Source organism: Sphingopyxis sp. GW821-FHT12F08 (assembly GCF_058806755.1).
In genome coordinates, this window is the sequence record NZ_JBXAQA010000007.1 from 161,611 (window position 1) to 185,498 (window position 23,888).

A 23,888-nucleotide genomic window follows, 5' to 3' on the forward strand; every position below is an offset into this window, starting at 1 on the left:
ATGGACAAAGACAGGCGAAAACTGCTGATTGGCGGTTCCCTCGCAGGAATCGCTGCGCTGATGGCGACTCTCATTTTTTCAGGTTCGATGGCGCAACGAGGAGGGCAATCGAACGCTGCGTCCGTCAGGCCGCCGGGCCGGCCGAAGCCGTTGCTGGAGGAAGATATCGCGCCCGTTCTGGCTCGGCTGGACAAATGGTATTCTGCCCATCTTCCCGCGGACAAATATGTCTTCAATCCGCCTGCAAACAAGGCAGCTCTCGACCATCTGGAGCGCCTGGTCGGCGTCGATTTGCCACCCTCCTGGCGCCAGCTATACCGGTGGCACGACGGCGAGAACGACGATCGGCTGGGGCATATCTACGGACTGCCGCTGCTTCCGCTGGCAGCTGTCGAATCCCAGTGGCGGAGCTGGGCCGAGATTCTCGCCTACTTCAAGGGCGATCGCTACCCGATGCCCGGCGGCGCCTGGCCCAAGGACGCCATCGACCCGGCTTATATCAATCCGCGCTGGATACCGCTGACCCACGATGGTTCGGGGAATCATATCGGACTCGATCTCGACCCCTGGCCGCAGGGCCGGGTCGGACAGGTCATCCTGTTCGGCCGCGACGAGGATGTGAAGATCGTGCTCGCGGAATCGCTCGGAAAATTCCTCGGCTGGATCGCGAACCTGCTCGAAAGTGGCAATTTCCGGCTGGAAGTGGAAAGCGGCGAACAGCGGTTGCGGGAATTCGCGTTGCGCGACCCCCCGTCGGACCATTTCCACGACGGCGCCCGCAAGCTACTCGGGGCGCCCGGCCCCTATCTTTGAGGCAGCTCCCGCCATCCCGTAAAGCTGATCGGCGCGCGTTTCGAACGCCGCGATCATCTTCCTGAGCGCCTTGTCGAACATCTGCCCGGCCAGCGCCTCGAACATGCGGCTGCGGAAGGAAAAATCGACCATGAAATCGACGCGGCAGCCGCCGTCTTCCGTCGGCACGAAATGCCATTCGTTGGTGAGGTGGCGCATCGGGCCGTCGATATAGCTCACCGAGACGCTGTCCGGGCGCTGTTTGTGGACGCGGCACGAGAAGCTTTCGCGCAGCCCCTTGAAGCCGACGATCATGTCGGCGACCGCCTCATGCTCGCTGTCGCTGCGGATACGGAGCGCGACGACCCAGGGCAGGAAATCAGGATAATGCGCGATATCCGCGACCAGCGCGAACATCTGTTCGGCGCTGTACGGAAGCAGACGGCTTTCCTGATGCCTCGGCAATTCGGTCGTCAGTCCGCCGCGGCGCGGGCGAGCTGCGCTTCGCGCGCCGCGCGCATCCGTTCGAAATCGTCGCCGGCGTGGTAGGAGGAGCGGGTCAGCGGCGACGCCGCGACCTGCAGGAAGCCCTTGGCGCGCGCGATCTGCGCATAGGCGTCGAACGCCTGCGGGGTGACGAAATCGATCACCTTGGCGTGGCGCGGGGTCGGTTGCAGATATTGGCCCATCGTCATGAAATCGATGTCGGCGCTGCGCATGTCGTCCATCACCTGGTGGACCTCCATGCGTTCCTCGCCGAGCCCCATCATGATGCCGGACTTGGTGAAGATCGACGGATCGCGGCGCTTGACGCTTTCGAGCAGGCGCAGCGAGGCATAATAGCGCGCGCCGGGGCGGATCGTCGGATAGAGCCGCGGCACGGTTTCGAGATTATGGTTATAGACGTCGGGGCGCGCGTCGACGATCGCCGCGACCGCGCTTTCGGGTTTGTTGCGGAAATCGGGGGTCAGAATCTCGATCGTCGTCTGCGGCGTTTCGCGGCGCAGCGCCTGAATCACCTTGACGAACTGGCTCGCGCCGCCGTCGGGCAGATCGTCGCGGTCGACCGAGGTGATGACGATGTGGCTGAGCCCCATCTTCGCTGCCGCGATCGCGGTATGCTCGGGCTCGAACGGGTCGACCGCGCGCGGCATGCCGGTCTTGACGTTGCAGAAGGCGCAGGCGCGGGTGCAGGTGTCGCCGAGGATCATCACCGTCGCATGCTTCTTGGTCCAGCATTCGCCGATGTTCGGACACGCCGCTTCCTCGCACACCGTGTGCAGGTTGAGTTCGCGCATCAGCTTGCGCGTTTCGGCATAGCCGGGGCTGGTCGGCGCCTTGACGCGGATCCAGTCGGGCTTGCGCGTGCGCTGGCCGGGCGTCGATACGGGTTGTGCGGGAGCGTTCATGGCGCCCACATAGTCTTGCTCGCGCCTCTTCTCAACCTCTCTACCTATGCTAAGGCGCCTGCATGACTCGCTTTGTTGACATGATCGAAGGATATCGCCGTTTCCGTAACGGCGGTTGGGCGGAACAACGCGAACGCTGGGAGCAGCTGGCCGAGGGCCAGTCGCCCAAGGTGATGGTGATCGCCTGTTCGGACAGCCGATCCGAACCCTCGCAGATTTTCGATACCAATCCGGGCGAAATCTTCGTCGTGCGCAACGTCGCCGCGCTGGTGCCGCCGTTCGAGACGACGCCGGGGCGCCACGGCGTGTCGGCCGCGCTCGAGTTCGCGGTGCAATTCCTGCACGTCGAGGAAATCGTCGTGATGGGCCATGGCCTGTGCGGCGGCTGTCACGCCGCGCTGCACCGGTCGATGGCGGGCGCCGAGCCGGGGCGCGGCGGCTTCATCGCCGACTGGATCGCGATGCTCGACGACGCCAGCGCCGCGGTGCGCGCCGAGCATGACGACATCGACAACCGCGAGGCGGGGCGCGCGATGGAAATGGCGGCTGTGCGCGTGAGCATAGCGAATCTGCGCACCTTCCCCTGTATCCAGGAGAAGGAACGACGCGGAACGCTGACATTGCGCGGTGCCTTTTTCGCGATCGGCGACGGGGTGCTGCACATATTGGACGACGCGACGGGAGATTTTGCACCGGTCTGAGAGTTTCAAAGACGTCTTGGGCCGCCAGACAGGGGAACGGACATGAGCAAGAATGCGATGTGGCTGACGATCATTTTCTTCGCGGCCATCGTCGGGGCTTTCATGGGGCCTTCGATCGCCAGCCTGGTCGGCGAAGGCACGATGATGGTCCTCGCGCCTTTGTTCCTGATCGGTGTCGTCGGCTTCTGCATCTGGGCGCTGTCGAGCAACAAGAGCGGGCAAAAGGCCGATCCCGCCGCGCTCGCCGAAGCGCGCGCGATGCAGGCGCCGGCGGGCAAAGGGCGCATCTATATCACCCGCCGTGGTTTCGTCGCCGCGCTGCAGGGCATGAACGTGACGCTCGACGGAGCGGCGCAGGGGCAGATCAAGTCGGGGCAGATGCTGATGGCGGATGTCGAGCCCGGCAAGCATCATATCCAGGTCGGTACCGCCAAGGCGAAGCTGGCCCGGCCCGACGAAATCGAGGTCGATGTCGGCGCGGGCGGCGTGGTGGTGATCGACGCGATGATCGAGATGGGGGCGCTCAAGGGCGGGGTGAAGCTCAGCCGGTCGGATGCGACGAAGGCGCGCGAGGACGTGCACGCGACCAAGCTGATCCTGTGGGAAGTGGCGCCGGCCTGACGCTTTTTGCCCTATTTTTGCGGCGACGGCCGTACCCCCGGTGAATGGTTGACTTGCGTGCGGCCCTTCCGCAAGCATCCGCTTCGGGGGAGATGCGCATGAGTCGACATCTTATTTTCCTGATCGACGGCACCAGAGTATCGGCGAGCAGCGGCGATGCCTATCAAACCTATTCGAACGTCTATGAGCTTGCTTATATGCTGCAGCTCAAGGATCGGTCGGAAGACGGGCGACCGCAGATCGTTTTCTATTCTTCGGGAATCGCGTCGCAACCGGGCAAGCGCGACTATTGGTCGGCCGCGACCGGCAGCACGCTGCGCGCACAGATACTCGATCAATATACCAACCTGTGCTCCAACTATAATTTCGACGCCCATGACCGCGGCGCGGTGAAGGACAAAATCTACTTCTTCGGCTTTTCGCGCGGCGCGATGTCGGCCCGCGCGCTTGCCGCGCTGGTGATGACCTATGGTCTGCTGCGGCCGCACGAGATCCGCTACGCCCCGCTGGTGGTCGCGGCGTGGGAAGAAGGACAGCCGCAGCCCGAGAATTACGAACTCGTCCCGGTCGATATCGAGTTCATCGGCGCGTTCGACTCGGTCATGGGCGGGGTCGAATGGATGTCGACCTTCAACCCGATTCGCTTTCCGCATTACGATCTCGACAGCCGGTGCCGCACCGGGGTCCATATACTGGCGATCGACGAAAATCGCCGGCTGTTCCAGAACCGCTCGTGGGACGGCCACGACGGCGACGCGGGCACGCTGCGCCAGATCTGGATGCCCGGGGTCCATTCGGACATCGGCGGGACCGGCGGCGCCTTCTGGGGCCGCGTCTCTTTCCTGACGATGGCCTATTATATCGACACGCTGACATCGTTGAAGCTCCACGAGGATTTCATCCGGATCAAGGCCGGAAAATATGCCGCCGACCTGAAAAACCGGACTTTCGAGATCCGGCAGCACCGGCTGCCGCCACTGTTCTCGACCGTCCGCACGCCGTGGAAGCGGCAGGAGGCCGAGGAGCGGCTCCATCCGATCGTCGACCTGGTCGGCGAAAGTTTCCGCTACAACGGCAAGTCGCAATATCCGTGGAAGCAATCGCGGCTTCGGAAACATTATCCCGATGTAGAAATCGACGACGACCTGCGCGGCTATTTCCGCAGCCTGTCGCAATAGGGCGAAACGCCCTTCACAGCGCAGTGCGGCGCGGAATAAAATCGCGGTTGCTGCGCCGCGCGGCAACTCGTCGCCGATATCGGGCGTTTCCCGGTCGAGGCGCCCCGCATTTGCGGGCGGCCGATTTTGCGCTTTTCCACCAAAATGGCAAAGCGATGACAGTCGCAATCAGGGAGACATGAATGGCCCTTCGCCAACCTTTATTGGCCGCCCCGGCGCTCGCGTCGCGGCGGCGCGCTATTCCCGGCGAAGACGATGATTATGCCAAGGCCCGAAAATCGCTGCTGGCCGAGGAGATCGACCTCCGCCGCAAGATGACCCGCGTCGCCGAACAGCGCCGCGCGCTGCCCCCCGGACCGCTGATGACGGCCGACTACCGGTTCAAGGACGCCGATGGCGCCGAACTGGAGCTGACCGAATTGTTCGGCGAGCATGACACGCTGGTGACCTATTTCTGGATGTACGGCCCCGAGCGCGAACGCCCCTGCCCGATGTGCACCAACTGGCTGGGGTCGGTGAACGGCAATGCCAACGACATCAAGCAGCGGGTAGCGCTGAAAATCCTGGGGCGCAGCCCGGTCGAGCGGCAACAGGCGTTCGCGCTGGAACGAGGGTGGCAGGCGCTCGATTTCATGCAGACCGTCGGCGACGATTATGCGCGCGACTTCCGTCTGCTCAACGCGGACGGCAGCGAAAATCCGGCCCTCGTCGTCTATAAACGCAACGGCAGCGGCATCCGGCTGTTCTGGAAGAGCGAGATGACCGCCGACATGGCCGACCCCGGACAGGATCCGCGCGACGCGCCCGATATCGCGAGCCTGTGGAACATTTTGGACCTGACGCCCGGCGGGCGCGGGACGAGCTGGTATCCGGCGCTGGAATATTGAAGGCCTAGATCCTCCCCGACACGGGGAGGGGGACCATGCGAAGCATGGTGGAGGGGCACAGGCGGTTTACGCTTCGCTGAACGGAGGATTACCTGCCCCTCCACCACCTTCGGTGGTCCCCCTCCCCGTTCCGGGGAGGATCGAGCTTCACGGAATCGCGTAGGTCACTTGCGCCTGCCCGACCGGTTTGTCCGCATCGTCGGTCCAGATGCGCACATCCATCACCGCGAGGCGCTTGCCCAGCCGCAGCATCGTCGCGTCGGCGAACAGCGGTCCCGGGCGGCAGGGGCGCAGGAACTGATAGTTGAGCGCGCTCGTCACCGCCATCGCCACGGGGCCGATATGCGCGAGGACCAGCGCATAGGCGGCCATGTCGGCGAAGCCCATCTGCGTGGGCCCCGAGATCAGCCCGCCGGGGCGGAGCGCCTTGTCGTTCGGGTCCATCCGCGCCTGGACATGGCCGGGCGCAGCGGAGACGACATGGCCGCGCGTGCCCGGCTGGGCGTGCGGGAAGGCCTGCTCCATGAAGGCGTTGAGCGCGTCCGCGTCCAGGCGGATCGCGCTCGACGAGACAGGCGCCTCCCCCATCTGCAGGCTCAGCGTGTCAGCTTCTTGTACGACGTCGCGTGCGGGCGCGTCGCGTCGTCGCCGAGGCGGCGGATCTTGTCTTCCTCATAGGATTCGAAATTGCCTTCGAACCATTCGACATGGCTGTCGCCCTCGAACGCCAGGATGTGCGTCGCGAGGCGATCGAGGAAGAAGCGGTCGTGGCTGATGACCACAGCGCAGCCCGCGAAATTCTCGAGCGCTTCCTCGAGCGCGGCCAGCGTCTCGGTGTCGAGATCGTTGGTCGGCTCGTCGAGCAGCAGGACGTTGCCGCCCTCCTTGAGCATTTTGGCGAGGTGGACGCGGTTGCGCTCGCCGCCCGACAGCTGGCCGACCTTTTTCTGCTGGTCGACGCCCTTGAAGTTGAAGGCGCCGACATAGGCGCGCGTCTGCATCTCGTGCTTGCCGATGTTCATCAGCTCGTGGCCGCCGGAGATTTCCTGCCAGACATTATTGTCGGGCTTGAGGTCGTCGCGGCTCTGGTCGACGAAGCCGAGGCGCACGGTGTCGCCGATCGTGACGTTACCGCTGTCGGGGGTTTCCTGGCCGGTGATCAGCTTGAACAGCGTCGACTTGCCCGCGCCGTTGGGGCCGATGACGCCGACGATGCCGCCCGGCGGCAGCGTGAAGGACAGGTCTTCGAACAGCAATTTGTCGCCATAGGCCTTCGAGATGTTCGCGACCTCGATCACCTTGCCGCCGAGGCGCTCGGGGATCTGGATGACGATCTGCGCCTTGCCGGGAGTGCGCTTTTCCTGCGCCTCGACGAGCTGGTCGAAGCTCTTGATACGCGCCTTCGACTTGGCCTGGCGCGCCTTGGGCGACTGCCGGATCCATTCGAGCTCGTCCTTGATCGCCTTTTGGCGGCCCTGGTCCTCGCGCGCTTCCTGTTCGAGGCGCTTGCCCTTCTTTTCGAGATAGGTCGAATAATTGCCTTCGTAGACGAAATAGCGGCCGCGATCGAGTTCGAGGATCCAGTTCACGACATTGTCGAGGAAATAGCGGTCGTGGGTGACGAGGATGACGTTGCCCGGATAGTCGACGAGATGCTTTTCGAGCCAGGCGACGCTTTCGGCGTCGAGGTGGTTTGTCGGTTCGTCGAGCAGCAGGATCGAGGGCTTTTCGAGCAGCAGGCGGGTGAGCGCGATGCGACGCTTTTCGCCGCCCGACAGATTCTCGACGCTCCAGTCGCCCGGCGGGCAGCGCAGCGCTTCCATCGCGATTTCGAGCTGGTTGTCGAGCGTCCAGCCGTCGACCGCGTCGATCTTTTCCTGGAGCGTGCCCATTTCCTCCATCAAAGCGTCGAAATCGGCGTCTTCGGGCGGGTCGGCCATCAGCGCGCTGATCGCGTTGAAGCGGTCCATCATGTCGGCGACGGGGCGGACGCCGTCCATGACGTTCTCCTTGACCGTCTTGGTCGGGTCGAGCTGCGGCTCCTGCGCGAGGTAACCGACGCTGATCCCCTCGCCCGGCCAGGCCTCGCCGGTGAATTCCTTGTCGATGCCGGCCATGATCTTCATCAGCGTCGATTTACCCGTGCCGTTCGGGCCGACGATGCCGATCTTGGCGTCGGGATAGAATTGCAGGCTCAAATCCTTGAGCGTCGGCTTTTGCGCGCCGGGATAGGTCTTGCTGAGACCCTTCATCACGAAACTATATTGGGCGGCCATGGGATTTGCTCCGATGTCTGGCTGGGCCGCAGCGCGCGGCCGGGAGAGATGTTGCGCGCCGGTTAGCGAATGGGCGCGGTGTTGGCAATCGACGCTTGCGCAGGCGGTGCGGGCGGTTACGACGGCGGCATGAAAATCACCGCCCCCCTCGCCCGCGTCGCCGGGCTGACCGCCGCCCTGCTGATCGCCACCAGCGCCTTTGCTTCGCTTCCGCCACCGCCGAGCGCGACCGAGCTGGCGCAGCGGGGCGAGGACATCGCGTGGAGCATCACCGAGGACCTGACCACCGAGATCGGCCCACGCATGGCGGGGACCGAGGCCGAATCCGCGGCGCGCCGCTGGGCGGTCGCGCGACTGCAGGCAATGGGCTTCGCCAATGTCCGCGAGGAACAGTTCGACATGAAGGTGTGGGTGCGCGGCGCCGAAGAGGCGTCGCTGACCGGCCCCTTCCTGCCGCAGGCACTCCACATCGCTGCGCTCGGCAACAGCGCCTCGACCGGCCCCAAGGGGATCGAGGGCGATGTCGCTTATTATCATAGCTATGACGCGCTGCTCGCCGCCCCCGATGCTGAGGTGAAGGGCAAGATCGTCTTCATCGACAACCAGATGGAGCCGGCGCAGGACGGCAGCGGCTATGGCCAATATGGCCGCGGGCGTTTCACCGGCGCCAATGCCGCGTCCAAGAAAGGTGCGATCGCGGTGGTGATCCGCTCGATCGGCACCGACAATCATCGCGGGCCGCACACCGGCGGCACCAATTTCGAGGCCGGGGTGAAACCGATTCCCGCAGGCGCGCTGTCGAACCCCGACGCCGACCAGCTGGTGCGCCAGTGGAGCCGCGCGCAGGCGATGCACACCAAGAAAAATGAGACGGGGCCATAGTGCCGCTGCGCATGAAGCTGGTGCTCACTCCGCAGAATCTGGGGACGAAGCATTCGGGCAATGTGATCGCCGAGGTGCCGGGCAGCGATCCCGCGGCTGGCCCCGTCATTATCGCCTGCCATCTCGACAGCTGGGACCTTGGAACCGGCGCGATCGACGATGCGGCGGGCTGCGGCATCGTCACCGCAGCGGCGAAGCATGTGATGAGCGCCGGCCAGCCGCGCCGCACGATCCGCATCCTGTGGGCAGGCGCCGAGGAGGTCGGTGTGTTCGGCGGCAAAGCCTATTTCGAGAAACACGGGACCGGGAAGCATGCGGTCGCGCTCGAATCCGATTTCGGCGCCGATCGCGTGTGGCGCGTCGACTTCAAGCTGCCCGCAAGCGCCAAGCCGCTCGAGGACCGGATCGCGGCGGCGCTGGCGCCCTTCGGCATCGTGCGCGGCAAGACGCCGGCGAGCGGTGGCGCCGACATCGGCGCGCTCGTCGCGGCGGGGGTGCCGGCGATCGACCTGCAGCAGGACGGCACGCGCTATTTCGACCTGCACCACACCCCCGACGACACGCTCGACAAGGTCGACCCGGCGCAGCTTCGGCAGAATGTCGTCGCCTGGACCGCGACTCTGGCGATTCTGGCGAACAGCAGCGATACTGAGCTACCGTGATACTCAACCAAAACAGTAGGATTTCCGCCGCACCCGCTCCAACTCAATTATTTTTGTTGACGATTGGCACGGAACGGCTAAATCCCGCGGCTCGCGTGACGGGAATTTCCCCACCGCGGAAAGGCATTTTAGGGAGCCACACATCATGAAGAAGTTTGCTGCTATCGCCGTTGCTGCCAGCATGTTCGCCCTCGCCGCTTGCGGTGAAAAGGCTGCTGAAGAACCCGCCGCCACCGAAGCTCCGGCCGCAGACGCGACCGCCGAAGCCGGTGCCGACGCCGCCGCTGCTGGCGCCGACGCCGCCGCTGAAGGCGCCGAAGCCGCTGCCGCTGGTGCCGACGCTGCTGCGACCGCCGCTCCGGCCGACGCCGCTGCTGCTCCGGCCGCCGACGCCAAGGCTGCTCCGGCCGCTCCGGCTGAAGAAAAGAAGTAAGTCACAACCCTTCGGGGCATTGACCGAAACGAAAGAGGCGGTCTTCCTTCGGGAAGGCCGCCTTTTTTCGTTGGGGAATTGTGTCGTTCGGGATGATGGCCGGTTTCGGGCGGTTGCGGCCCTAAGCGATCTTCCCCAACAGGAGGAGGATCGGCACCGTCCACTCCCCACCCCAAAGCGGAACTTAGTTCCCGGCCACAAGAAAAGGGCGCCGATCCTTTCGGACGGCGCCCTTTCGCTTGGTTTTGCGATCGATCAGGTCGTCGGTGCGGCTGCTGTCGCGGGAGCGGCCTCGGCAGCGGCGGGCGCCGCGGCGGGAGTGTCGATCTTGACGGTCCAGAGCTGCGCGAGGCGCTTGCGCGGGCCGGTGACGCCGGCGAGCGTCGCCTTCGCGCTCGCGCCATCGCCGGCGAGCGCCTGCGCAACGCCCTTGCGATAGGTCCACAGCTCCTTGTCGCCGCCCGCCGCGAGCGCGGCGTCGTAGAGCTTCACCGCGTCGGCGTAGCGACCATAGCCGACCATCGCGTCGCCGGTCGCACCCGCAACCTTGGGATTCGACAGCGTCGAAGGCTTGGCGGCATAGGCGGTGAGCGTGGTTTCCTCGTCGCCGATGCGTTCGCCCTGTGCTTTGGCGATCTCGTCGAACTTGGCGTCCTTGTCGGGGATGACTCTGGCGGTCTTGCCCGCCTTGATCACCGAGACGACCTCGCCCGGCAGCGCGGCTTCGGTCGCGAGCGCGGCATATTCGAGATATTCGGGGCGCTGGAGCATCGAGTTCGTCGCGCGCATCAGGCGCAGCGTGTCGAGCGCGACCTCCTTGTTCTCGCCGCTCTGCTGGAGCAGGATGAACAGGGTCTGGCGCCACACCTGCGGCTGCGGATAGTCGCGCATGCGCAGCGCCATCAGGTCGAGCACTTCGTCGTTGCGGTTCGCGGCCTGGAGCGCGCGGATCGGGCGGACATAAAGCTCGTCCGACGGACGCTGGCCCGCCGCGCGGGTCGCCTCGATCGCTTCCTTCGCAAGGGTGATGCCCTTGTCGACCTGGCCGCTCGCGAGATAGCTGTCCATCAGCAGCGTCGCCAGCGGCGCTTCCTTCGACCCGCCGGCCCTCGCCGCCTCGAGCCGCTCGATTGCCTTCGCGTAGTTCTTTTCGTCATAGGCGAAGCTGCCGGTGTAAAAATTATAGAGCGCTGCGCTTTCGGGCGGGGTCTTGCCCGACGCCAGCATCGCCTCGAGCCCCTTGCCCTGCGTCGCCTTGTCCTTGGTCAGGATACCGAGCTGGAGCGTGAAGTGGCCGAGCCAATATTTGTCCTCGGGGGTGGTCGCCTGCGGCTCGCCCTCGGCTAGCGCGGCCTGCAGCAGCGCCGCATCCTTGGCGTTGGCAGCGTCCTGGATCTTCTTCACCGTCGGGCCGAAAGCCTTGCTGGGCGTGATCGCAATCTGGCCCGTCGCGGCCGCTTCTTCCTTCTTGCCCTTCTTTTCCTTCTTGGGCTTGTCCTGCGCGGCGGCGGGAACGGCGGCGGTCGCCATCAGCGCGCAGCCGAGCACGGCGGCCATCGCCGTTGCGGGCATCGAGCGAAAACGGGTGAACATCTGAAATCTCTCCTTCGATTCGGCCCCGCGTTCCGGACACGCCGTGGGAAGCCGCTGTCGGAAAACGCGGCTAAACCTCTAGCGTTGCCAAGGCAAGACAGGGTGTTGAAAATTGCTATGGTGCGAGGCGGGTGAACGGCAATTGAACCGGCGCCGCGGCGGGCCGGTCAGGCGACTTCGTCGATCGCCCGGTTGATGTCGCGCAGCACCGCGGGATCGCCCGGGGCGCCGGCCATCGCCGCCTCGGCGAGCTGGATCAGCGGGATGATGCCGAAGGTCGCGGCGAGCCCCTTGAGGCGGAGCGCGGCGACGTTCCAATTGGCGTCGCAGCGCGCGCGGCGCATCAGGTCGGCGAGGTCGCGCGCGCTGCCGGTGAAGGCGCTCCGCAGGTCGGCCGCCATCGCCGCATCGTCGCCGATTGCGGCGGTCAGATACCGGTCAAGGGGGCCACTGTCGAACGACATTCCACAGCCTTGTCACGCCATAGTTAAGTTTCCGTTTCGTGGCGGGCATTTGCTGCTATGATGGGGCTATGACGGGGGACAAGAAAATCGTCGGTTTGTGGCGGGATTCCGCGGCGAACGGAGACCAGGACGGCCAGACGGCGGAGCCCGAGGCCGCGAGCGCCGCGCCCATCGAAGCGGCAGCGCCCGAACCCGCGCCTGTGCGCGCCGAACGCGACTGGCTCGACAGGAGCGCGCTCGACGACGCCGATGGCGCCGAGGAAGAGGCGGCAAACCCCTCGGCCTTCCGCGACCGCATCGCCCCTGCCCTGCTGATCCTGCTCGGTATCGGCTGGACCGGCTTCGCCGCGGCAGTGGCGACCGACGGCTTCGCGCATATGCCCACGACGGCCGAATGGCCCGGGGTGATCGCAACGATCGCGATGCCGCTGACCCTGCTCGCGGTGCTGTGGATGGCGCTGCTGCGATCGAGCCGGTCGGAGCAGGCGCGGTTCGCGCGCGTCACGGCGGCGCTGCGCGCGGAAAATGCCCAACTCAACCAGTCGATGCATTCGCTGGGGCTGCATATCGCCGATGCGCAGCGCCAGCTCGCCGAGCAGGCGAATATCGTCCAGCAGCTGGGGCTCGATACGGTCGCGCGGCTGACCGAGAGCAGCGACAAGCTGGCGACCAACGCCTCGGTGATCGCCAATGCGCACGACCAGCTCGCGCGCTCGGGCGACGTCGCGCTGCAGCGGATGGACGGGCTGCTCGCCGGGCTGCCGCGGATCGACGATGTCGCGCAGCGGCTCGCGGGCAATTTCCGCGAAGCGGGGCTCGTCGCGCACCAGCAAGGCGCCAGCCTCGAGGCCAAGCTCGCGGCGCTCGCCGAGGAAGCGGTGAAGGCGGCGCAGACCGGCGAAGCGTCGGCGGCGACGCTCGACGCGGCGATCGGCTCGCTCGAGGCGCGGACGAAGCAGGCCGAGACCGAATTGCTCGCGGCATCGGCGCAGGTGACCGGCGCGCACGACGCGACGCTGGCGCAGGTCACGCAGGTCGCGACGGCGCTGCACCACGAACTGACCTCGACCGTCGAGGCGATGAGCGCGCGGCTGGGCGAGACCTGGCAGGCGTTTCGCGACGGCGTGGCGACCTCCGCCGGCCAGCTCGACGACCGGCTGGCGGTCGCGCGCGGGGCGAGCGACGATATCGGCGCGCGGCTCGCCGAGCATGGCGTCGCGAGCGAGGAGCTGGCGACGCGGATTTCGGGCCATGTCGGCGAGATCGAGGAGCGCCTTGCGGCGCTCGATACGGTGGTGGCCGGACGCGCCGACGTCATCGGCCGCGCGATCGGCGACACCAAGGCGCAGCTCGGCGCTTTCGCCGAGCAGGTGACGAACGGCAATGCCTCGGCGCAGCAGCTGGTCGGCCATGCCGAATCGCTGCTGCTCGCGCTCGATGCGGTGACGCGCGAGATGGACGAAACGCTGCCGCACGCGATCGACCGCATGGCGGCGCATGGCAAGGCGACCAAGGCGTCGCTCGGCGACCTGAAGCCGCTGCTCGAAGCGTCCGAGATGGTCGCGCAATCTACTTTGTCGCACGTCCATGCGGTGCAGGCGACGCTCGCGTCGAACGAAGCCCAGATGTCGGATCATGCCGACAGCCAGCGAGCGCTGGTCGAGCGGATCAACGCCTCGCTCGCCGAGGCCGATGCCGCGCTCACGAAGCTGCGCGACGGCGCCGACCAGTTCGCCGAACAGGGCGGCGCGAAGATGATCGCGACGCTGGGCGAGGTGCGCCAGACCGCCGATTCAGCGGCGGAACAGGCACAGGCGACGCTCGAACGGCTGGTCGAGGGCGCGCGCGAGGCGATGCAGTCGACCGCGACCGAGGCGATCGATGCGGCCTTCCGCACCGAGATCATGGCCCAGCTCGACGCGATCGGCGAAGCGTCCGAACGCGCGGTCGCGGCGGCGAACAACGCCACCGACCGGCTGATGCGTCAGCTGATCACAATCATGGACACCAGCGCGAGCGTCGAGGCGCGCGCCGCCGAGGCCGAGGCGGCAATCGCGGCGTCGGACCGCGATTCGCTGGCCAAGCAGGTCGGGCTGCTCACCGAATCGCTCAAATCGACCGCGATCGACCTGACCAAGATCCTGTCGGCCGAGGTCAGCGACACCGCGTGGGACGCGTATCTGAAGGGCGACCGCGGGGTGTTCGCGCGGCGCGCGGTCAAGCTGGTCGAGAATAGCGAGGCGAAGGAAATCCTGCGCGTCTACCAGAATGACGACGGCTTCCACGCCTCGGTCAACCAGTTCATCCACGATTTCGAGGCGATGCTGCGCCTGCTGATGAACACCCGCGACGGATCAGCGATCAGCGTGACCTTGCTGTCGTCGGATATCGGGAAGCTCTATGTGGCGCTGGCGCAGGCGATCGACCGGTTGCGGGGGTAAACGACATCCGCCCTACCCTTTAGGGGAGGGCAGCGAGACTTGGCAGCTTGCTGCCTAGTCGCAGCGGGTGGGGGCCAGCAGCCTCGCGCAATCTCGACAGCCCCCACCCCAACCCCTCCCCTAAAGGGGAGGGGCTTAAGATCAGGACCGCCCGCCCAGCACGTCGGGATCGGCCCAGCCGCTCACATAGGCCACATAATAGATCACGAAGGCGATCGTCGCGACGATCGTCATCTGGAGCAGGATGCGGACCGGGCGGAAGCGCGCGGGGGCGCCGCGGTCCTGGCCGGCGATCAAAGGCTCCGCATCATCCCCGACGCGGCGGCCATGGAAGGGCAGCACGAAGAAGGTGCTGAACGCCCAGAAGAGCAGGTAGATGGCGAGCGCCGAGGTCCATTTCATGGGCTCGCTCCCTACAGGTCGACGAGCATGACGTCGACCACCGGCTTCTTGCCGGTCCAGTCGGTCGCGATGCGGCGGACGCCGAGGCGGATCGCCTCGCGCATCTTCTCGACATCCTTCGAGGGCGCGAGCGCGGCCAGTTCGGCAGCTTCGCGCATCTCGTCGACGAACGCTTCGCGATCGTCCTCGACGGGCACGCCGCGATAGCTGACCGCGCTTTCGGTGAACTTGCCGTTCGTGAAGATCGCGGCGACAGTGATATGGCCGTTGATCGACAGCTTGCGCCGCTCGTTGATCGTCTCGCCGTCGGCGGGCAGGATCACGTCGCCGTCGAGGATCAGGCGGCCCGAACGGACACGCTCGACGATCTTCGCGGGGCCGGGGGCAAGGCGGACGAGGTCGCCATTTTCCTGGATCAGCGCGTCGGGGACGCCGCGTTCGAGCGCGAAGCGCGCCTGTTCGTGCATATGGCGGATCTCGCCGTGCACCGGCACGACGAGCTTCGGCCGCAGCCAGCCGTAGAGCGCGGCGAGTTCGGGCTGGCCGGGGTGGCCGCTGACGTGGATATGCGCCTGCTTCTCGGTCACGGTCAGCACGTCCTTGGCGGCGAGCTGGTTCATGATGCGGCCGATCGCGACCTCGTTGCCCGGGATCTGCTTCGACGAGAAGACGACGGTATCGCCGGGCTCGAGCTTGATCTGGTGGATGTCGGCGGCCATGCGCGCGAGCGCGGCGCGCGGTTCGCCCTGCCCGCCGGTCGCGATCACCATGACCTTGTTCCGCGGCAGGCGCATCGCCTCGTCGAAATCGACCGTGGCGGGGAAGTCCTTCAAATAGCCGACCGAGCGCGCGACACCGATGATGCGGTCGAGCGAGCGGCCCGCGACGCACAGGCTGCGCCCCGTCGCCTTCGCGACCTCGCCGAGTGTCTTGAGGCGCGCGGCGTTCGACGCGAAGGTGGTGACGATCACCCTGCCCTTTGCCGCGCCGACCGCGGCGAGCAGCCCGTCCATCAGCCCGCCCTCGCTGCCCGACGCCTCGGGGTTGAAGGCGTTGGTCGAGTCGCCGACTAGGACATCGATGCCCTCGTCGCCGAGTGCGGTTAGCGCCTTCGCCGACGACGGCGTGCCGAGGACCGGATCGTCGTCGAGCTTCCAGTCGCCGGTGTGGAAGACGCGTCCGTAAGGCGTGTCGATCACCGCCGCGCTCATCTCGAGGATCGAGTGCGCGAGCGGCATCAGCCGGATGCCGAACGGACCGAGCTGGAATTCGGCGTCGATATCGACGGTCTTGATCTTGACCTCGTCCTGCAGCCCCTCTTCGGCGAGCTTGTGCGCGATCAGCCCCGCGGTGAAGCGGTTGGCATAGAGCGGCACGCCGAGTTCGGCTGCAAGATAGGGCAAGGCGCCGATATGATCCTCATGCCCGTGGGTCAGGACGATGCCGAGCAGGTCCTTCTTGCGATCCTCGATGAATTCAAGGTCGGGCATGATGATATCGATGCCGGGATAGTCGTGCGTGCCGAAGGTCACGCCCAAATCGAGCATGATCCATTTGCCGTCGCAGCCATAGAGATTGGCGTTCATGCCGATCTCGCCCGAACCGCCGAGCGCGAGAAAGAGCAGTTCCTTGCCGGGTTTGGTCATGCGGCATTCCGTTGGTTGTACAAATGCATTAATCCATTGAGCGTGAGGTCGGGGTCGATCCGGTCGAAGAGGTGCGCCTGTTCCTGGAACAGGGTCGCGAGGCCGCCGGTGGCGATGACGGTGAGCGGCTTGGCGATTTCGGCCTTCATCCGCGCGATCAGCCCCTCGATCATCGCGACATAGCCCCAGTATACGCCGATCAGCATCTGGCTTTCGGTGGTGCGGCCGATGACGCTGGTCGTCGCAGGAGCTTCGATCGCGATACGCGGCAGCTTGGCGGCGGCGGCGACGAGCGCTTCGAGCGAGAGGTTGACGCCGGGGGCGATGATGCCGCCGAGATAGGCGCCGTCGGGGCCGATATGGTCGAGCGTCGTCGCGGTACCGAAGCTGATCACGAGCTTGTCCCTGCCCGGCTCGAGCGCCTGCGCCGAGATGGCGTTGACTGCGCGGTCGGCGCCGACCGATTGCGGCTCGTCGACCTTGAGCGCGATGCCCCAGGTCACGGGCTCGCGCCCCGCGACCAGCGCATCGACGCCGAAATATTTATGCGCGAGCAACTGCAGATTGTGGAGCGCGCGCGGCACGACGGTCGAGATGATCACCGCCTCGACCTCTGCGCGGTCGCGGCCCTCGATGCGCATCAACTGGTCGAGCCACACCATATATTCGTCGGCGGTGCGGCGGTCGTCGGTCGCAATGCGCCAGCGCGCGAGCAGCTCGGTGCCCTTGAACAGCGCGAATTTGGCATTGGTGTTGCCGACATCGATCGCGAGCAGCATCTCAGTTCCCCTCCACGGGCCGGCGGAGTTCTACGTCACCCGCATAGATCAACATGGTCTCGCCGCCCTCGCGGCGCAAGCGCAGCGCGCCGTCGGGCGCGAGGCCGTCGAAAAAGCCGTCGATGCCCTGTTCGGAGACGCGGAGCGGTGTGCCGACCGGGTGCGCCTGCGGCAGCCAGGCGGCGATGATGCGCCCGATGCCCTCCTGCCGCCAGGTCCAGAGCGCATCGGTCATCGCGATGGCCAGCGCATCGGCAAAGCGGTCGCGGTCGAGGGCCGCCCCCTTGTCGGCGAGCGAAGCGGTCGGGCGATCGGGCAGTTCGGGCGCGGCGACGAGATTGACGCCGATACCGATGACGATGCTGTCGCGTCTGCGCTCCATCAGGATGCCCGCGCATTTGGCGTCGTCGACGAGCAGGTCGTTGGGCCATTTGAGCTGCGCGCCGAGCCCGGGAGCCAGCGCCGCCACCGCCTTCGCCAGCGCCACCCCGGCGACCAGCGCCAGTGTCCCGGGCGACGGATCGCCGGCGGCCAGATGGACGACGGTCGAGCCCATGAAATTGCCCTGCCCGTCGTTCCAGTCGCGCCCGAGGCGGCCGCGGCCCGCCGTCTGGCGGTCGGCGACGAGCCAATGCCCCTCGCCCACATGCTCGCCGCCAGCCAGCCGCGCCAGCAGGTCGGCGTTGGTCGAACCTGTCTCCGCGATCCGCTCGATCGGCGGGATCAGAACAGCACCGACGCGGCGGCGGCCGAGGCGACGCCCAGCATGGGAATGAAGAGATAGCCGACGATCGACAGCCACAAAGCGCTGACGGTCATGATCGCGCCTTCGACCATGTTGCCGCCGCCGCTGATCTCGACCTCCGACTTGTCGTCGAAATACATCGTCTTGATGATCATGATGTAATAATATGCGCCGATGACGGAGGCGACGATGCCCGCCACCGCGAGCGGCACGAGGTTCGCATTCACCGCAGACTGGAACGCGAGGTATTTCGGCCAGAAGCCGAACAGCGGCGGAATGCCCGCGAGGCTGTACATGAACACCGCCATCGCCGCGGCGAGGCCGGGGCGACGCTCCGACAGGCCAGCGAGGGCGGGGATGCTCTCGATCTGGTTGCCGTCGGCATCGCGCAGCTGGAGCACGACGAGGAAGGCGCCGAGGGTGGTCACGACATAGACGAGCAGATAGGTCAGCACCGCCTCGACCCCCGCCTGCGTTCCCGCGGCGAGGCCGATGAGCATGAAGCCGACATTGTTGATCGACGAGTAAGCGAGCAGGCGCTTGATATTCTTCTGCCCGATCGCGCCGACCGCGCCGAGGATGATCGAGGCGAGCGCGAGGAAGATGATGATCTGCTGCCAGGCGCCGACCGCGGGGCCCATCGCGTCGATGACGACGCGCGTCATCAGCGCCATCGCCGCGACCTTGGGGGCGCTGGCGAAGAAGGCGGTGACCGGGGTTGGCGCGCCTTCATAGACGTCGGGGGTCCACATGTGGAACGGCACCGCGCTGACCTTGAAGCCAAGGCCGGCGAGCACGAAGACGATGCCGAAGATCAGCCCGATGTTGAGCTCGCCGCCCATGCGCGTCGCGATGGTCGCGAAATCGGTCGATCCCGCGAAGCCGTAGAGCAAGGAGATGCCATAGAGCAGCATGCCCGAGGCGAGCGCGCCGAGGACGAAATATTTGAGCCCGGCTTCGCTCGACCTTTCGTCGGTGCGCATGAAGCTGGCGAGCACATAGGCGGCCAGGCTGTTGAGCTCGAGCCCGACATAGAGCGTCATCAGATCGCGCGACGAGGCCATGATCCCCATGCCGAGCGCGGCGAAGAGGATCAGCACCGGATATTCGGCGCGCATGCCGCTGGTGAAGAAGCGCGGCGCGACGAGGATCGACACGGCGCTGGCGCCGTAGATGATCAGCTTCGCGAAGCCGCCGAAAGCATCGACCGACAGCGTGTTCGAGAAGACCGTGGCGTTGGTGCCGAACAGCGCGACCACGGCGACCGCGGCGGCGCCGAGCGTGAGCAGCGCGGCGAGCTGGTACAGCCCGACCTGGCGATCGCCGAGAAAGGTGCCGAGCATCAACGTGATCAGCCCGCCGATCGTCAGGATCAGTTCGGGCCAGATGAGGGCGAGATCAGCGGTCATTGGCTGCCTCCCGCATGATGCGCTTCGCCGGCGGGTGCCTCACCATGGCCCTCGCCATGCTTTTCAGCCGCCTTGGGCTTGCCCGCGCTGACATGCGCGTCGCCCGCGGGCTTCGCGGGGGCGAGGCGCGCGACCACGGTGGTCACGTCGCCGCGCATCGGCGCGAGGAAGCTTTCGGGATAGACGCCCATCCACAGCGCCACGGCGGCCAGCGGCGCCATGATTGCCCATTCGCGGGGGTTGAGATCGGGCATCGCCTTCACATCGTCCTTGGTGAGTTCGCCGAATACGACGCGGCGGTAGAGATAGAGCATGTACGCGGCGCCGAGGATGATGCCGGTGGTGCAGATGAAGGCGACCCAGCTGGAGGCTTCGTAAATGCCAGCGATGCTCAGGAATTCGCCGACGAAGCCGCTGGTGCCCGGCAGACCGATCGACGCCATGGTGAACAGCATGAAGAACAGCGCATAGGCCGGCATGTTCACCGCGAGGCCGCCGTAACGGTCGATCTCGCGCGTATGGAGCCGGTCGTAGATCACCCCGACGCAGAAGAAGAGCGCGGCCGACACCACGCCATGGCTGAGCATGACGATCATCGCGCCCTCGATGCCCTGCTGGTTGAAGGCGAAGAGGCCCGCGGTGACGATCGCCATATGCGCGACCGACGAATAAGCGATCAGCTTCTTCATGTCGCTCTGCACCAGCGCAACGAGGCTGGTGTAGACCACCGCAACCATCGACAGGCCGAAGACGATCCACATCAGCTGCGCCGATGCCTCGGGGAACATCGGCATCATGAAGCGGATGAAGCCGTAGCCGCCCATCTTGAGGAGCACGCCCGCCAGGATCATCGAGCCTGCCGTGGGCGCCTGCACATGCGCGTCGGGAAGCCAGGTGTGGACGGGCCACATCGGCATCTTGACCGCGAGGCTGGCGAAGAAGGCGAGCCACAGCCAGGTCTGCATATCGACCGGGAAGTTGTAGCTCATCAGCGTCGGGATGTCGGTCGTGCCGGCCTCCGCGATCATCACGATCATCGCGATGAGCATCAGCACCGAGCCGAGCAGCGTGTAGAGGAAGAATTTGAACGCCGCATATTTGCGGTTCGCGCCGCCCCAGATACCGATGATGAAATACATCGGGATCAGGCCGGCCTCGAAGAAGATGTAGAAGAGCAGCAAGTCCTGCGCCGCGAAGACGCCGATCATCACGACTTCCATCGCGAGGAACATCGCCATGTAGAGGCCGACGCGCTTGGTGATCGCCTCCCAGCTCGCGAGGATGCAGAGCGGCATCAGGAAGGTGCTGAGCACGATCAGCAGCAGCGCGAGGCCGTCGATGCCGAGCGCATAGTCGAAGGGACCGAACAGCCCCTTGTGCAGTTCCTGGAACTGCCACTGCGCGCCGCCAATATCGAACTGCGACCACATGACGAGGCTGAGCGCGAAATTGACCAGGGTTGCACCGAGCGCGACGAACTTCGCGTTGCGCTCGCCGACGAACAGGCAGGCGACGGCCGCGACCGCGGGAACCGCAAGCAGCAGCGAGAGGAAAGGAAGCCCGCTCACAGGAAATTCACCATGGCCCAGCTGGCGAGGCCGACAAGCCCGAGCAGCATCACGAACGCATATCCATATACATAACCCGATTGCAGCCGCACCGCGAGCCGCGTTCCCCCTGCGACGAGCGTCGCCGCGCCATCGGGACCGAAGCGGTCGATGGTCTGCTCGTCGCCGCGCTTCCAGAAAAAGCGGCCGATCGCGAAGGCCGGCTTGACGAAGATCGCGTCGTAGAGCTCGTCGAAATACCATTTGTTATAAAGGAACTGGTGGAGCAGCTTGAACTGCGCCACGAAGCGCCCCGGCAGCGTGGTGTTGCGGATATAGCTGTTCCACGCGAGGAACAGCCCGATCGCCATCACCGTGAACGGCGTCCATTTGACCCAGGTCGGCACCTCGTGCGCGGCGTGCATCAGATGCTCGTCGAACGCCAGCATGCTTCCATGCCAGAAGGCGGCGCCTTCTTCCGCGTAGATGAATGGGTGCGAGAAGACGAAGCCCGCGAACACCGCGCCGATCGACAGCATGATCAGCGGGATCAACATCGTGACCGGACTCTCGTGCGGGTGATAGCCCGCGGTGCCGTCGCCGTGCGCATCGTGGTGGTGGTGCGCATGCTCGTCGGCGGCGTGCTCGTCCGCCGGATGATCGTGGTGATGATCGTGCACCGCGTGCTGGATATGCTCGCTCTGCTCCCAGCGCGGCTTGCCGTAGAAGGTCAGGAAGACGAGGCGCCACGAATAGAAGCTGGTGAGCAGCGCAGCGAAGATGCCGACCCAGAAGGCGATCGTGCCGCCGCCGCCCGCAGCGAAGGCCGCCTCGAGGATGCCGTCCTTCGAGTGGAAACCCGCGAAGCCCGCGACCCCGGCGATGCCGACGCCGGTGATCGCCAGCGTGCCGAGCGTCATCGCCCAGAAAGTGATGGGGATGTGCTTACGCAGGCCACCATAATAGCGCATGTCCTGTTCGTGGTGCATCGAGTGGATGACCGAGCCGGCGCCGAGGAACAGCAAGGCCTTGAAGAAGGCGTGGGTGAACAGGTGGAACATCGCCGCACCATAGGCGCCGACGCCCGTGGCGAAGAACATGTAGCCGAGCTGCGAACAGGTCGAATAGGCGATGACGCGCTTGATGTCCCACTGCGTCGTGCCGACGGTCGCGGCGAAGAAGCAGGTCGCGGCGCCGACGAAGGTGACGACGCCGAGCGCGATCGGCGCGGTCTCGAACATCGGCGACAGGCGGCACACCATGAAGACGCCCGCGGTGACCATCGTCGCGGCGTGGATCAGCGCCGACACCGGGGTCGGGCCCTCCATCGCGTCGGGAAGCCAGGTGTGCAGCCCGAGCTGCGCCGACTTGCCCATCGCGCCGATGAACAGCAGCAGGCAGAGGATCGTCATCGTGTCGAGGCGCATGCCAAGGAAGCTGATCGACGAGCCCGCCATGCCCGGCGCCGCTTCGAGGATCGTCGGGATCGAGACAGTACCAAACACCAGGAAGGTGCCGAAGATGCCGAGCATGAAGCCGAGGTCACCCACACGGTTGACGACGAACGCCTTGATCGCCGCGGCGTTGGCGCTCGGCTTCTTGTACCAGAAGCCGATGAGCAGATAGGAGGCAAGGCCGACGCCCTCCCAGCCGAAGAACATCTGGACGAGGTTGTTCGCGGTCACGAGCATCAGCATCGCGAAGGTGAAGAGCGACAGATAGGCGAAGAAACGCGGCTGGTCCGGATCCTCCTCCATATAGCCCCAGCTATAGAGGTGGACGAGCGCCGACACCGTCGTGATCACGACGAGCATCACCGCGGTCAGCGTATCGACGCGCAGCTCCCAGTTGAACTCGAGCGCGCCCGAGCTGACCCAGTGGAGCACGGTCACGACCTCGGTATGGCCGGTGCCGAACACGAAGGACAGGAAGATCGGCCAGCTCAAGGCACAGCTGGTGAACAGCGCGCCGGTGGTGACCAGCTTCGACGCGAAGGGGCCGATGGCCCGCTGGCCCAGCCCTGCGACAAGTGCCGCGAGCAGCGGCAGGAAAACGATCGCCTGGATCACCGGCTTACCCCTTCATCCGGTTGGCGTCATCGACCGCAATGGTGCCGCGGCCGCGGAAATAGATCACGAGAATGGCAAGGCCGATCGCCGCTTCGCCTGCGGCGACGGTCAGCACGAACATCGAGAACACCTGCCCGACGAGATCGCCGAGCGCGGCGCTGAACGCGACGAGGTTGATGTTCACCGCGAGCAGGATGAGCTCGATCGCCATCAGGATGACGATGATATTCTTGCGGTTGATGAAGATGCCGAGCACGCCGATCGTGAACAGCACCGCCGAAACGGCGAGATAATGGCCGACCGAAATCACAGCTGGACCCCCTGCCCGACGCCCGGATCGACGAGGCGCGTCGCATCTTCGGGCCGGCGTTGGTTCTGCGCCGAGATATTCTGGGTGCGCACGCCGCCGCGGCTGCGGTGCGTCAGCACGATCGCGCCGATCATCGCGACGAGAAGCACGATGCCCGCCGCCTCGAACAGGAAGATATACTTCGTGTAGAGCAATTCGCCGATCTGCTGGATATTGCTCTTGTCGGTCACCGCGGGCGCGGCGCGCGCAGCGAGGTCGATGCCCCCCGCGCTCCACGCGCCGACCGCGAAGACCAGCTCGGCCGCGAGGATGACCGCGACGAGCGCACCCAGCGGCAGATAGCGCACGAAACCGGCGCGCAACTCGGCGAAATCGATGTCGAGCATCATCACGACGAAGAGGAACAGCACCGCGACCGCGCCGACATAGACGATGACGAGCAGCATCGCGATGAACTCCGCCCCCGCGAGCAGCATCAGCCCCGCCGCGTTGAAGAAGGCGAGGATCAGCCACATCACGCTGTGGACCGGGTTGCGGGCAAAGATCACCATCGCCGCCGAAGCGACCATGAGGGTGGCGAAGAGCCAGAAAGCAGCGACCTGAATCACGATCCGATCCTCCCCCAACGGGGGAGGGGGACCA

The 23,888-nt window shown here is 65.7% G+C and carries 22 protein-coding genes and 1 pseudogene; 8 read left to right on the forward strand and 15 right to left on the reverse strand.

Annotated elements, in window-relative coordinates; translation table 11 throughout:
* Positions 1–813, forward strand: coding sequence for an SMI1/KNR4 family protein (locus AC1RNQ_RS18790; RefSeq protein WP_493173609.1), 813 nt, complete (start codon positions 1–3; stop codon positions 811–813).
* Here the strand turns inward: AC1RNQ_RS18790 and AC1RNQ_RS18795 are convergent.
* Positions 784–1,257, reverse strand: coding sequence for a type II toxin-antitoxin system RatA family toxin (locus AC1RNQ_RS18795; RefSeq protein ID WP_493173611.1), 474 nt, complete (start codon positions 1,255–1,257; stop codon positions 784–786). The genes AC1RNQ_RS18790 and AC1RNQ_RS18795 overlap by 30 nt on opposite strands.
* Before the next feature lie 8 nt (positions 1,258–1,265).
* Positions 1,266–2,201 carry a lipoyl synthase gene (gene lipA / locus AC1RNQ_RS18800; RefSeq protein ID WP_493173613.1) on the reverse strand — a complete coding sequence of 312 codons (936 nt, stop codon included), beginning with the start codon at positions 2,199–2,201 and terminating at the stop codon, positions 1,266–1,268.
* Between the two features lie 62 nt (positions 2,202–2,263).
* Here lipA and AC1RNQ_RS18805 point away from each other — a divergent pair, with 62 nt between their 5' ends.
* The 4 genes from AC1RNQ_RS18805 to AC1RNQ_RS18820 all read left to right on the forward strand — a co-directional run bounded on the left by AC1RNQ_RS18805 (position 2,264) and on the right by AC1RNQ_RS18820 (position 5,588).
* Positions 2,264–2,902, forward strand: coding sequence for a carbonic anhydrase (locus tag AC1RNQ_RS18805; protein ID WP_493173615.1), 639 nt, complete (start codon positions 2,264–2,266; stop codon positions 2,900–2,902).
* Positions 2,903–2,944: 42 nt separating this feature from the next.
* Positions 2,945–3,523: a DUF2846 domain-containing protein gene (locus tag AC1RNQ_RS18810; RefSeq protein WP_493173617.1), complete on the forward strand. Its 579-nt coding sequence runs from the start codon at positions 2,945–2,947 to the stop codon at positions 3,521–3,523.
* 98 nt (positions 3,524–3,621) lie between these two features.
* Positions 3,622–4,701, forward strand: a complete 1,080-nt coding sequence (locus AC1RNQ_RS18815; protein ID WP_493173619.1) for a phospholipase effector Tle1 domain-containing protein — start codon at positions 3,622–3,624, stop codon at positions 4,699–4,701.
* Positions 4,702–4,883: 182 nt separating this feature from the next.
* Positions 4,884–5,588 (forward strand): DUF899 family protein, encoded by a 705-nt coding sequence (locus tag AC1RNQ_RS18820; RefSeq protein ID WP_493173621.1) that lies wholly within the window; start codon positions 4,884–4,886, stop codon positions 5,586–5,588.
* Between the two features lie 147 nt (positions 5,589–5,735).
* Here the strand turns inward: AC1RNQ_RS18820 and AC1RNQ_RS18825 are convergent, their stop codons facing one another.
* Together AC1RNQ_RS18825 and ettA are read right to left on the reverse strand one after the other, a co-directional pair.
* A complete protein-coding gene (locus AC1RNQ_RS18825) occupies positions 5,736–6,176 on the reverse strand; it encodes a PaaI family thioesterase (protein ID WP_493173623.1) in 441 nt (146 codons plus the stop codon).
* Between the two features lie 8 nt (positions 6,177–6,184).
* Entirely contained in the window at positions 6,185–7,864 is a 1,680-nt protein-coding gene (ettA, locus tag AC1RNQ_RS18830) for an energy-dependent translational throttle protein EttA (protein WP_493173625.1), read from the reverse strand.
* A 129-nt stretch (positions 7,865–7,993) separates the two neighbouring features.
* Here ettA and AC1RNQ_RS18835 point away from each other — a divergent pair.
* Together AC1RNQ_RS18835 and AC1RNQ_RS18840 are read left to right on the forward strand one after the other, a co-directional pair.
* Positions 7,994–9,408, forward strand: a pseudogene (locus AC1RNQ_RS18835) (M28 family peptidase).
* 145 nt (positions 9,409–9,553) lie between these two features.
* Positions 9,554–9,841: a hypothetical protein gene (locus AC1RNQ_RS18840; protein ID WP_493173627.1), complete on the forward strand. Its 288-nt coding sequence runs from the start codon at positions 9,554–9,556 to the stop codon at positions 9,839–9,841.
* Between the two features lie 255 nt (positions 9,842–10,096).
* On the opposite strand, the gene AC1RNQ_RS18845 is transcribed toward AC1RNQ_RS18840, so the two are convergent.
* Together AC1RNQ_RS18845 and AC1RNQ_RS18850 are read right to left on the reverse strand one after the other, a co-directional pair.
* On the reverse strand, positions 10,097–11,434 hold the full coding sequence (locus AC1RNQ_RS18845) for a tetratricopeptide repeat protein (protein ID WP_493173629.1): 1,338 nt from the start codon (positions 11,432–11,434) through the stop codon (positions 10,097–10,099).
* 167 nt (positions 11,435–11,601) lie between these two features.
* Positions 11,602–11,898 carry an Hpt domain-containing protein gene (locus AC1RNQ_RS18850; protein ID WP_493173631.1) on the reverse strand — a complete coding sequence of 99 codons (297 nt, stop codon included), beginning with the start codon at positions 11,896–11,898 and terminating at the stop codon, positions 11,602–11,604.
* 68 nt (positions 11,899–11,966) lie between these two features.
* Between AC1RNQ_RS18850 and AC1RNQ_RS18855 the strand changes: the two genes are divergently transcribed.
* Positions 11,967–14,339 (forward strand): hypothetical protein, encoded by a 2,373-nt coding sequence (locus AC1RNQ_RS18855; protein ID WP_493173633.1) that lies wholly within the window; start codon positions 11,967–11,969, stop codon positions 14,337–14,339.
* A 141-nt stretch (positions 14,340–14,480) separates the two neighbouring features.
* On the opposite strand, the gene AC1RNQ_RS18860 is transcribed toward AC1RNQ_RS18855, so the two are convergent.
* The 9 genes from AC1RNQ_RS18860 to AC1RNQ_RS18900 are packed head-to-tail and all read right to left on the reverse strand — an operon-like array spanning position 14,481 to position 23,854.
* Positions 14,481–14,741 carry a DUF1467 family protein gene (locus tag AC1RNQ_RS18860; RefSeq protein ID WP_493173635.1) on the reverse strand — a complete coding sequence of 87 codons (261 nt, stop codon included), beginning with the start codon at positions 14,739–14,741 and terminating at the stop codon, positions 14,481–14,483.
* A gap of 11 nt (positions 14,742–14,752) precedes the next feature.
* Positions 14,753–16,387 (reverse strand): ribonuclease J, encoded by a 1,635-nt coding sequence (locus tag AC1RNQ_RS18865; protein ID WP_493173637.1) that lies wholly within the window; start codon positions 16,385–16,387, stop codon positions 14,753–14,755.
* Complete coding sequence (locus tag AC1RNQ_RS18870) at positions 16,384–17,166, reverse strand: type III pantothenate kinase (protein ID WP_493173638.1); 783 nt, start codon at positions 17,164–17,166, stop codon at positions 16,384–16,386. Before AC1RNQ_RS18870 ends, AC1RNQ_RS18865 begins: the two co-directional genes overlap by 4 nt.
* A 1-nt stretch (position 17,167) precedes the next feature.
* Complete coding sequence (locus AC1RNQ_RS18875) at positions 17,168–17,968, reverse strand: biotin--[acetyl-CoA-carboxylase] ligase (protein WP_493173640.1); 801 nt, start codon at positions 17,966–17,968, stop codon at positions 17,168–17,170.
* The gene (nuoN, locus tag AC1RNQ_RS18880; RefSeq protein WP_493173641.1) at positions 17,890–19,320 is read right to left on the reverse strand and encodes an NADH-quinone oxidoreductase subunit NuoN; all 1,431 of its coding nucleotides are present in this window, start codon (positions 19,318–19,320) and stop codon (positions 17,890–17,892) included. The genes AC1RNQ_RS18875 and nuoN overlap by 79 nt, the downstream gene beginning before the upstream one ends.
* Complete coding sequence (locus AC1RNQ_RS18885) at positions 19,317–20,888, reverse strand: NADH-quinone oxidoreductase subunit M (RefSeq protein ID WP_493173643.1); 1,572 nt, start codon at positions 20,886–20,888, stop codon at positions 19,317–19,319. The genes nuoN and AC1RNQ_RS18885 overlap by 4 nt, the downstream gene beginning before the upstream one ends.
* Positions 20,885–22,936: an NADH-quinone oxidoreductase subunit L gene (gene nuoL, locus AC1RNQ_RS18890; RefSeq protein ID WP_493173645.1), complete on the reverse strand. Its 2,052-nt coding sequence runs from the start codon at positions 22,934–22,936 to the stop codon at positions 20,885–20,887. The genes AC1RNQ_RS18885 and nuoL overlap by 4 nt, the downstream gene beginning before the upstream one ends.
* A gap of 4 nt (positions 22,937–22,940) precedes the next feature.
* Positions 22,941–23,246 (reverse strand): NADH-quinone oxidoreductase subunit NuoK, encoded by a 306-nt coding sequence (nuoK, locus tag AC1RNQ_RS18895; protein ID WP_493173647.1) that lies wholly within the window; start codon positions 23,244–23,246, stop codon positions 22,941–22,943.
* The gene (locus tag AC1RNQ_RS18900; protein WP_493173649.1) at positions 23,243–23,854 is read right to left on the reverse strand and encodes an NADH-quinone oxidoreductase subunit J; all 612 of its coding nucleotides are present in this window, start codon (positions 23,852–23,854) and stop codon (positions 23,243–23,245) included. Before AC1RNQ_RS18900 ends, nuoK begins: the two co-directional genes overlap by 4 nt.
* Positions 23,855–23,888 lie beyond the last annotated feature (34 nt).

Excerpts from the sequence above, each read along its gene's own strand:
- ettA (WP_493173625.1), bottom strand. The coding sequence starts at position 7,864 with ATGGCCGCCCAATATAGTTTCGTGATGAAGGGTCTCAGCAAGACCTAT.
- nuoN (WP_493173641.1), bottom strand. The coding sequence starts at position 19,320 with ATGACCGCTGATCTCGCCCTCATCTGGCCCGAACTGATCCTGACGATC.
- AC1RNQ_RS18865 (WP_493173637.1), bottom strand. The coding sequence starts at position 16,387 with ATGACCAAACCCGGCAAGGAACTGCTCTTTCTCGCGCTCGGCGGTTCG.
- AC1RNQ_RS18850 (WP_493173631.1), bottom strand. The coding sequence starts at position 11,898 with ATGTCGTTCGACAGTGGCCCCCTTGACCGGTATCTGACCGCCGCAATC.
- AC1RNQ_RS18790 (WP_493173609.1), top strand. The coding sequence starts at position 1 with ATGGACAAAGACAGGCGAAAACTGCTGATTGGCGGTTCCCTCGCAGGA.
- AC1RNQ_RS18815 (WP_493173619.1), top strand. The coding sequence starts at position 3,622 with ATGAGTCGACATCTTATTTTCCTGATCGACGGCACCAGAGTATCGGCG.
- AC1RNQ_RS18860 (WP_493173635.1), bottom strand. The coding sequence starts at position 14,741 with ATGAAATGGACCTCGGCGCTCGCCATCTACCTGCTCTTCTGGGCGTTC.
- AC1RNQ_RS18825 (WP_493173623.1), bottom strand. The coding sequence starts at position 6,176 with ATGGGGGAGGCGCCTGTCTCGTCGAGCGCGATCCGCCTGGACGCGGAC.
- AC1RNQ_RS18810 (WP_493173617.1), top strand. The coding sequence starts at position 2,945 with ATGAGCAAGAATGCGATGTGGCTGACGATCATTTTCTTCGCGGCCATC.
- AC1RNQ_RS18840 (WP_493173627.1), top strand. The coding sequence starts at position 9,554 with ATGAAGAAGTTTGCTGCTATCGCCGTTGCTGCCAGCATGTTCGCCCTC.
- AC1RNQ_RS18805 (WP_493173615.1), top strand. The coding sequence starts at position 2,264 with ATGACTCGCTTTGTTGACATGATCGAAGGATATCGCCGTTTCCGTAAC.
- AC1RNQ_RS18820 (WP_493173621.1), top strand. The coding sequence starts at position 4,884 with ATGGCCCTTCGCCAACCTTTATTGGCCGCCCCGGCGCTCGCGTCGCGG.
- AC1RNQ_RS18870 (WP_493173638.1), bottom strand. The coding sequence starts at position 17,166 with ATGCTGCTCGCGATCGATGTCGGCAACACCAATGCCAAATTCGCGCTG.
- AC1RNQ_RS18845 (WP_493173629.1), bottom strand. The coding sequence starts at position 11,434 with ATGTTCACCCGTTTTCGCTCGATGCCCGCAACGGCGATGGCCGCCGTG.
- lipA (WP_493173613.1), bottom strand. The coding sequence starts at position 2,201 with ATGAACGCTCCCGCACAACCCGTATCGACGCCCGGCCAGCGCACGCGC.
- AC1RNQ_RS18855 (WP_493173633.1), top strand. The coding sequence starts at position 11,967 with ATGACGGGGGACAAGAAAATCGTCGGTTTGTGGCGGGATTCCGCGGCG.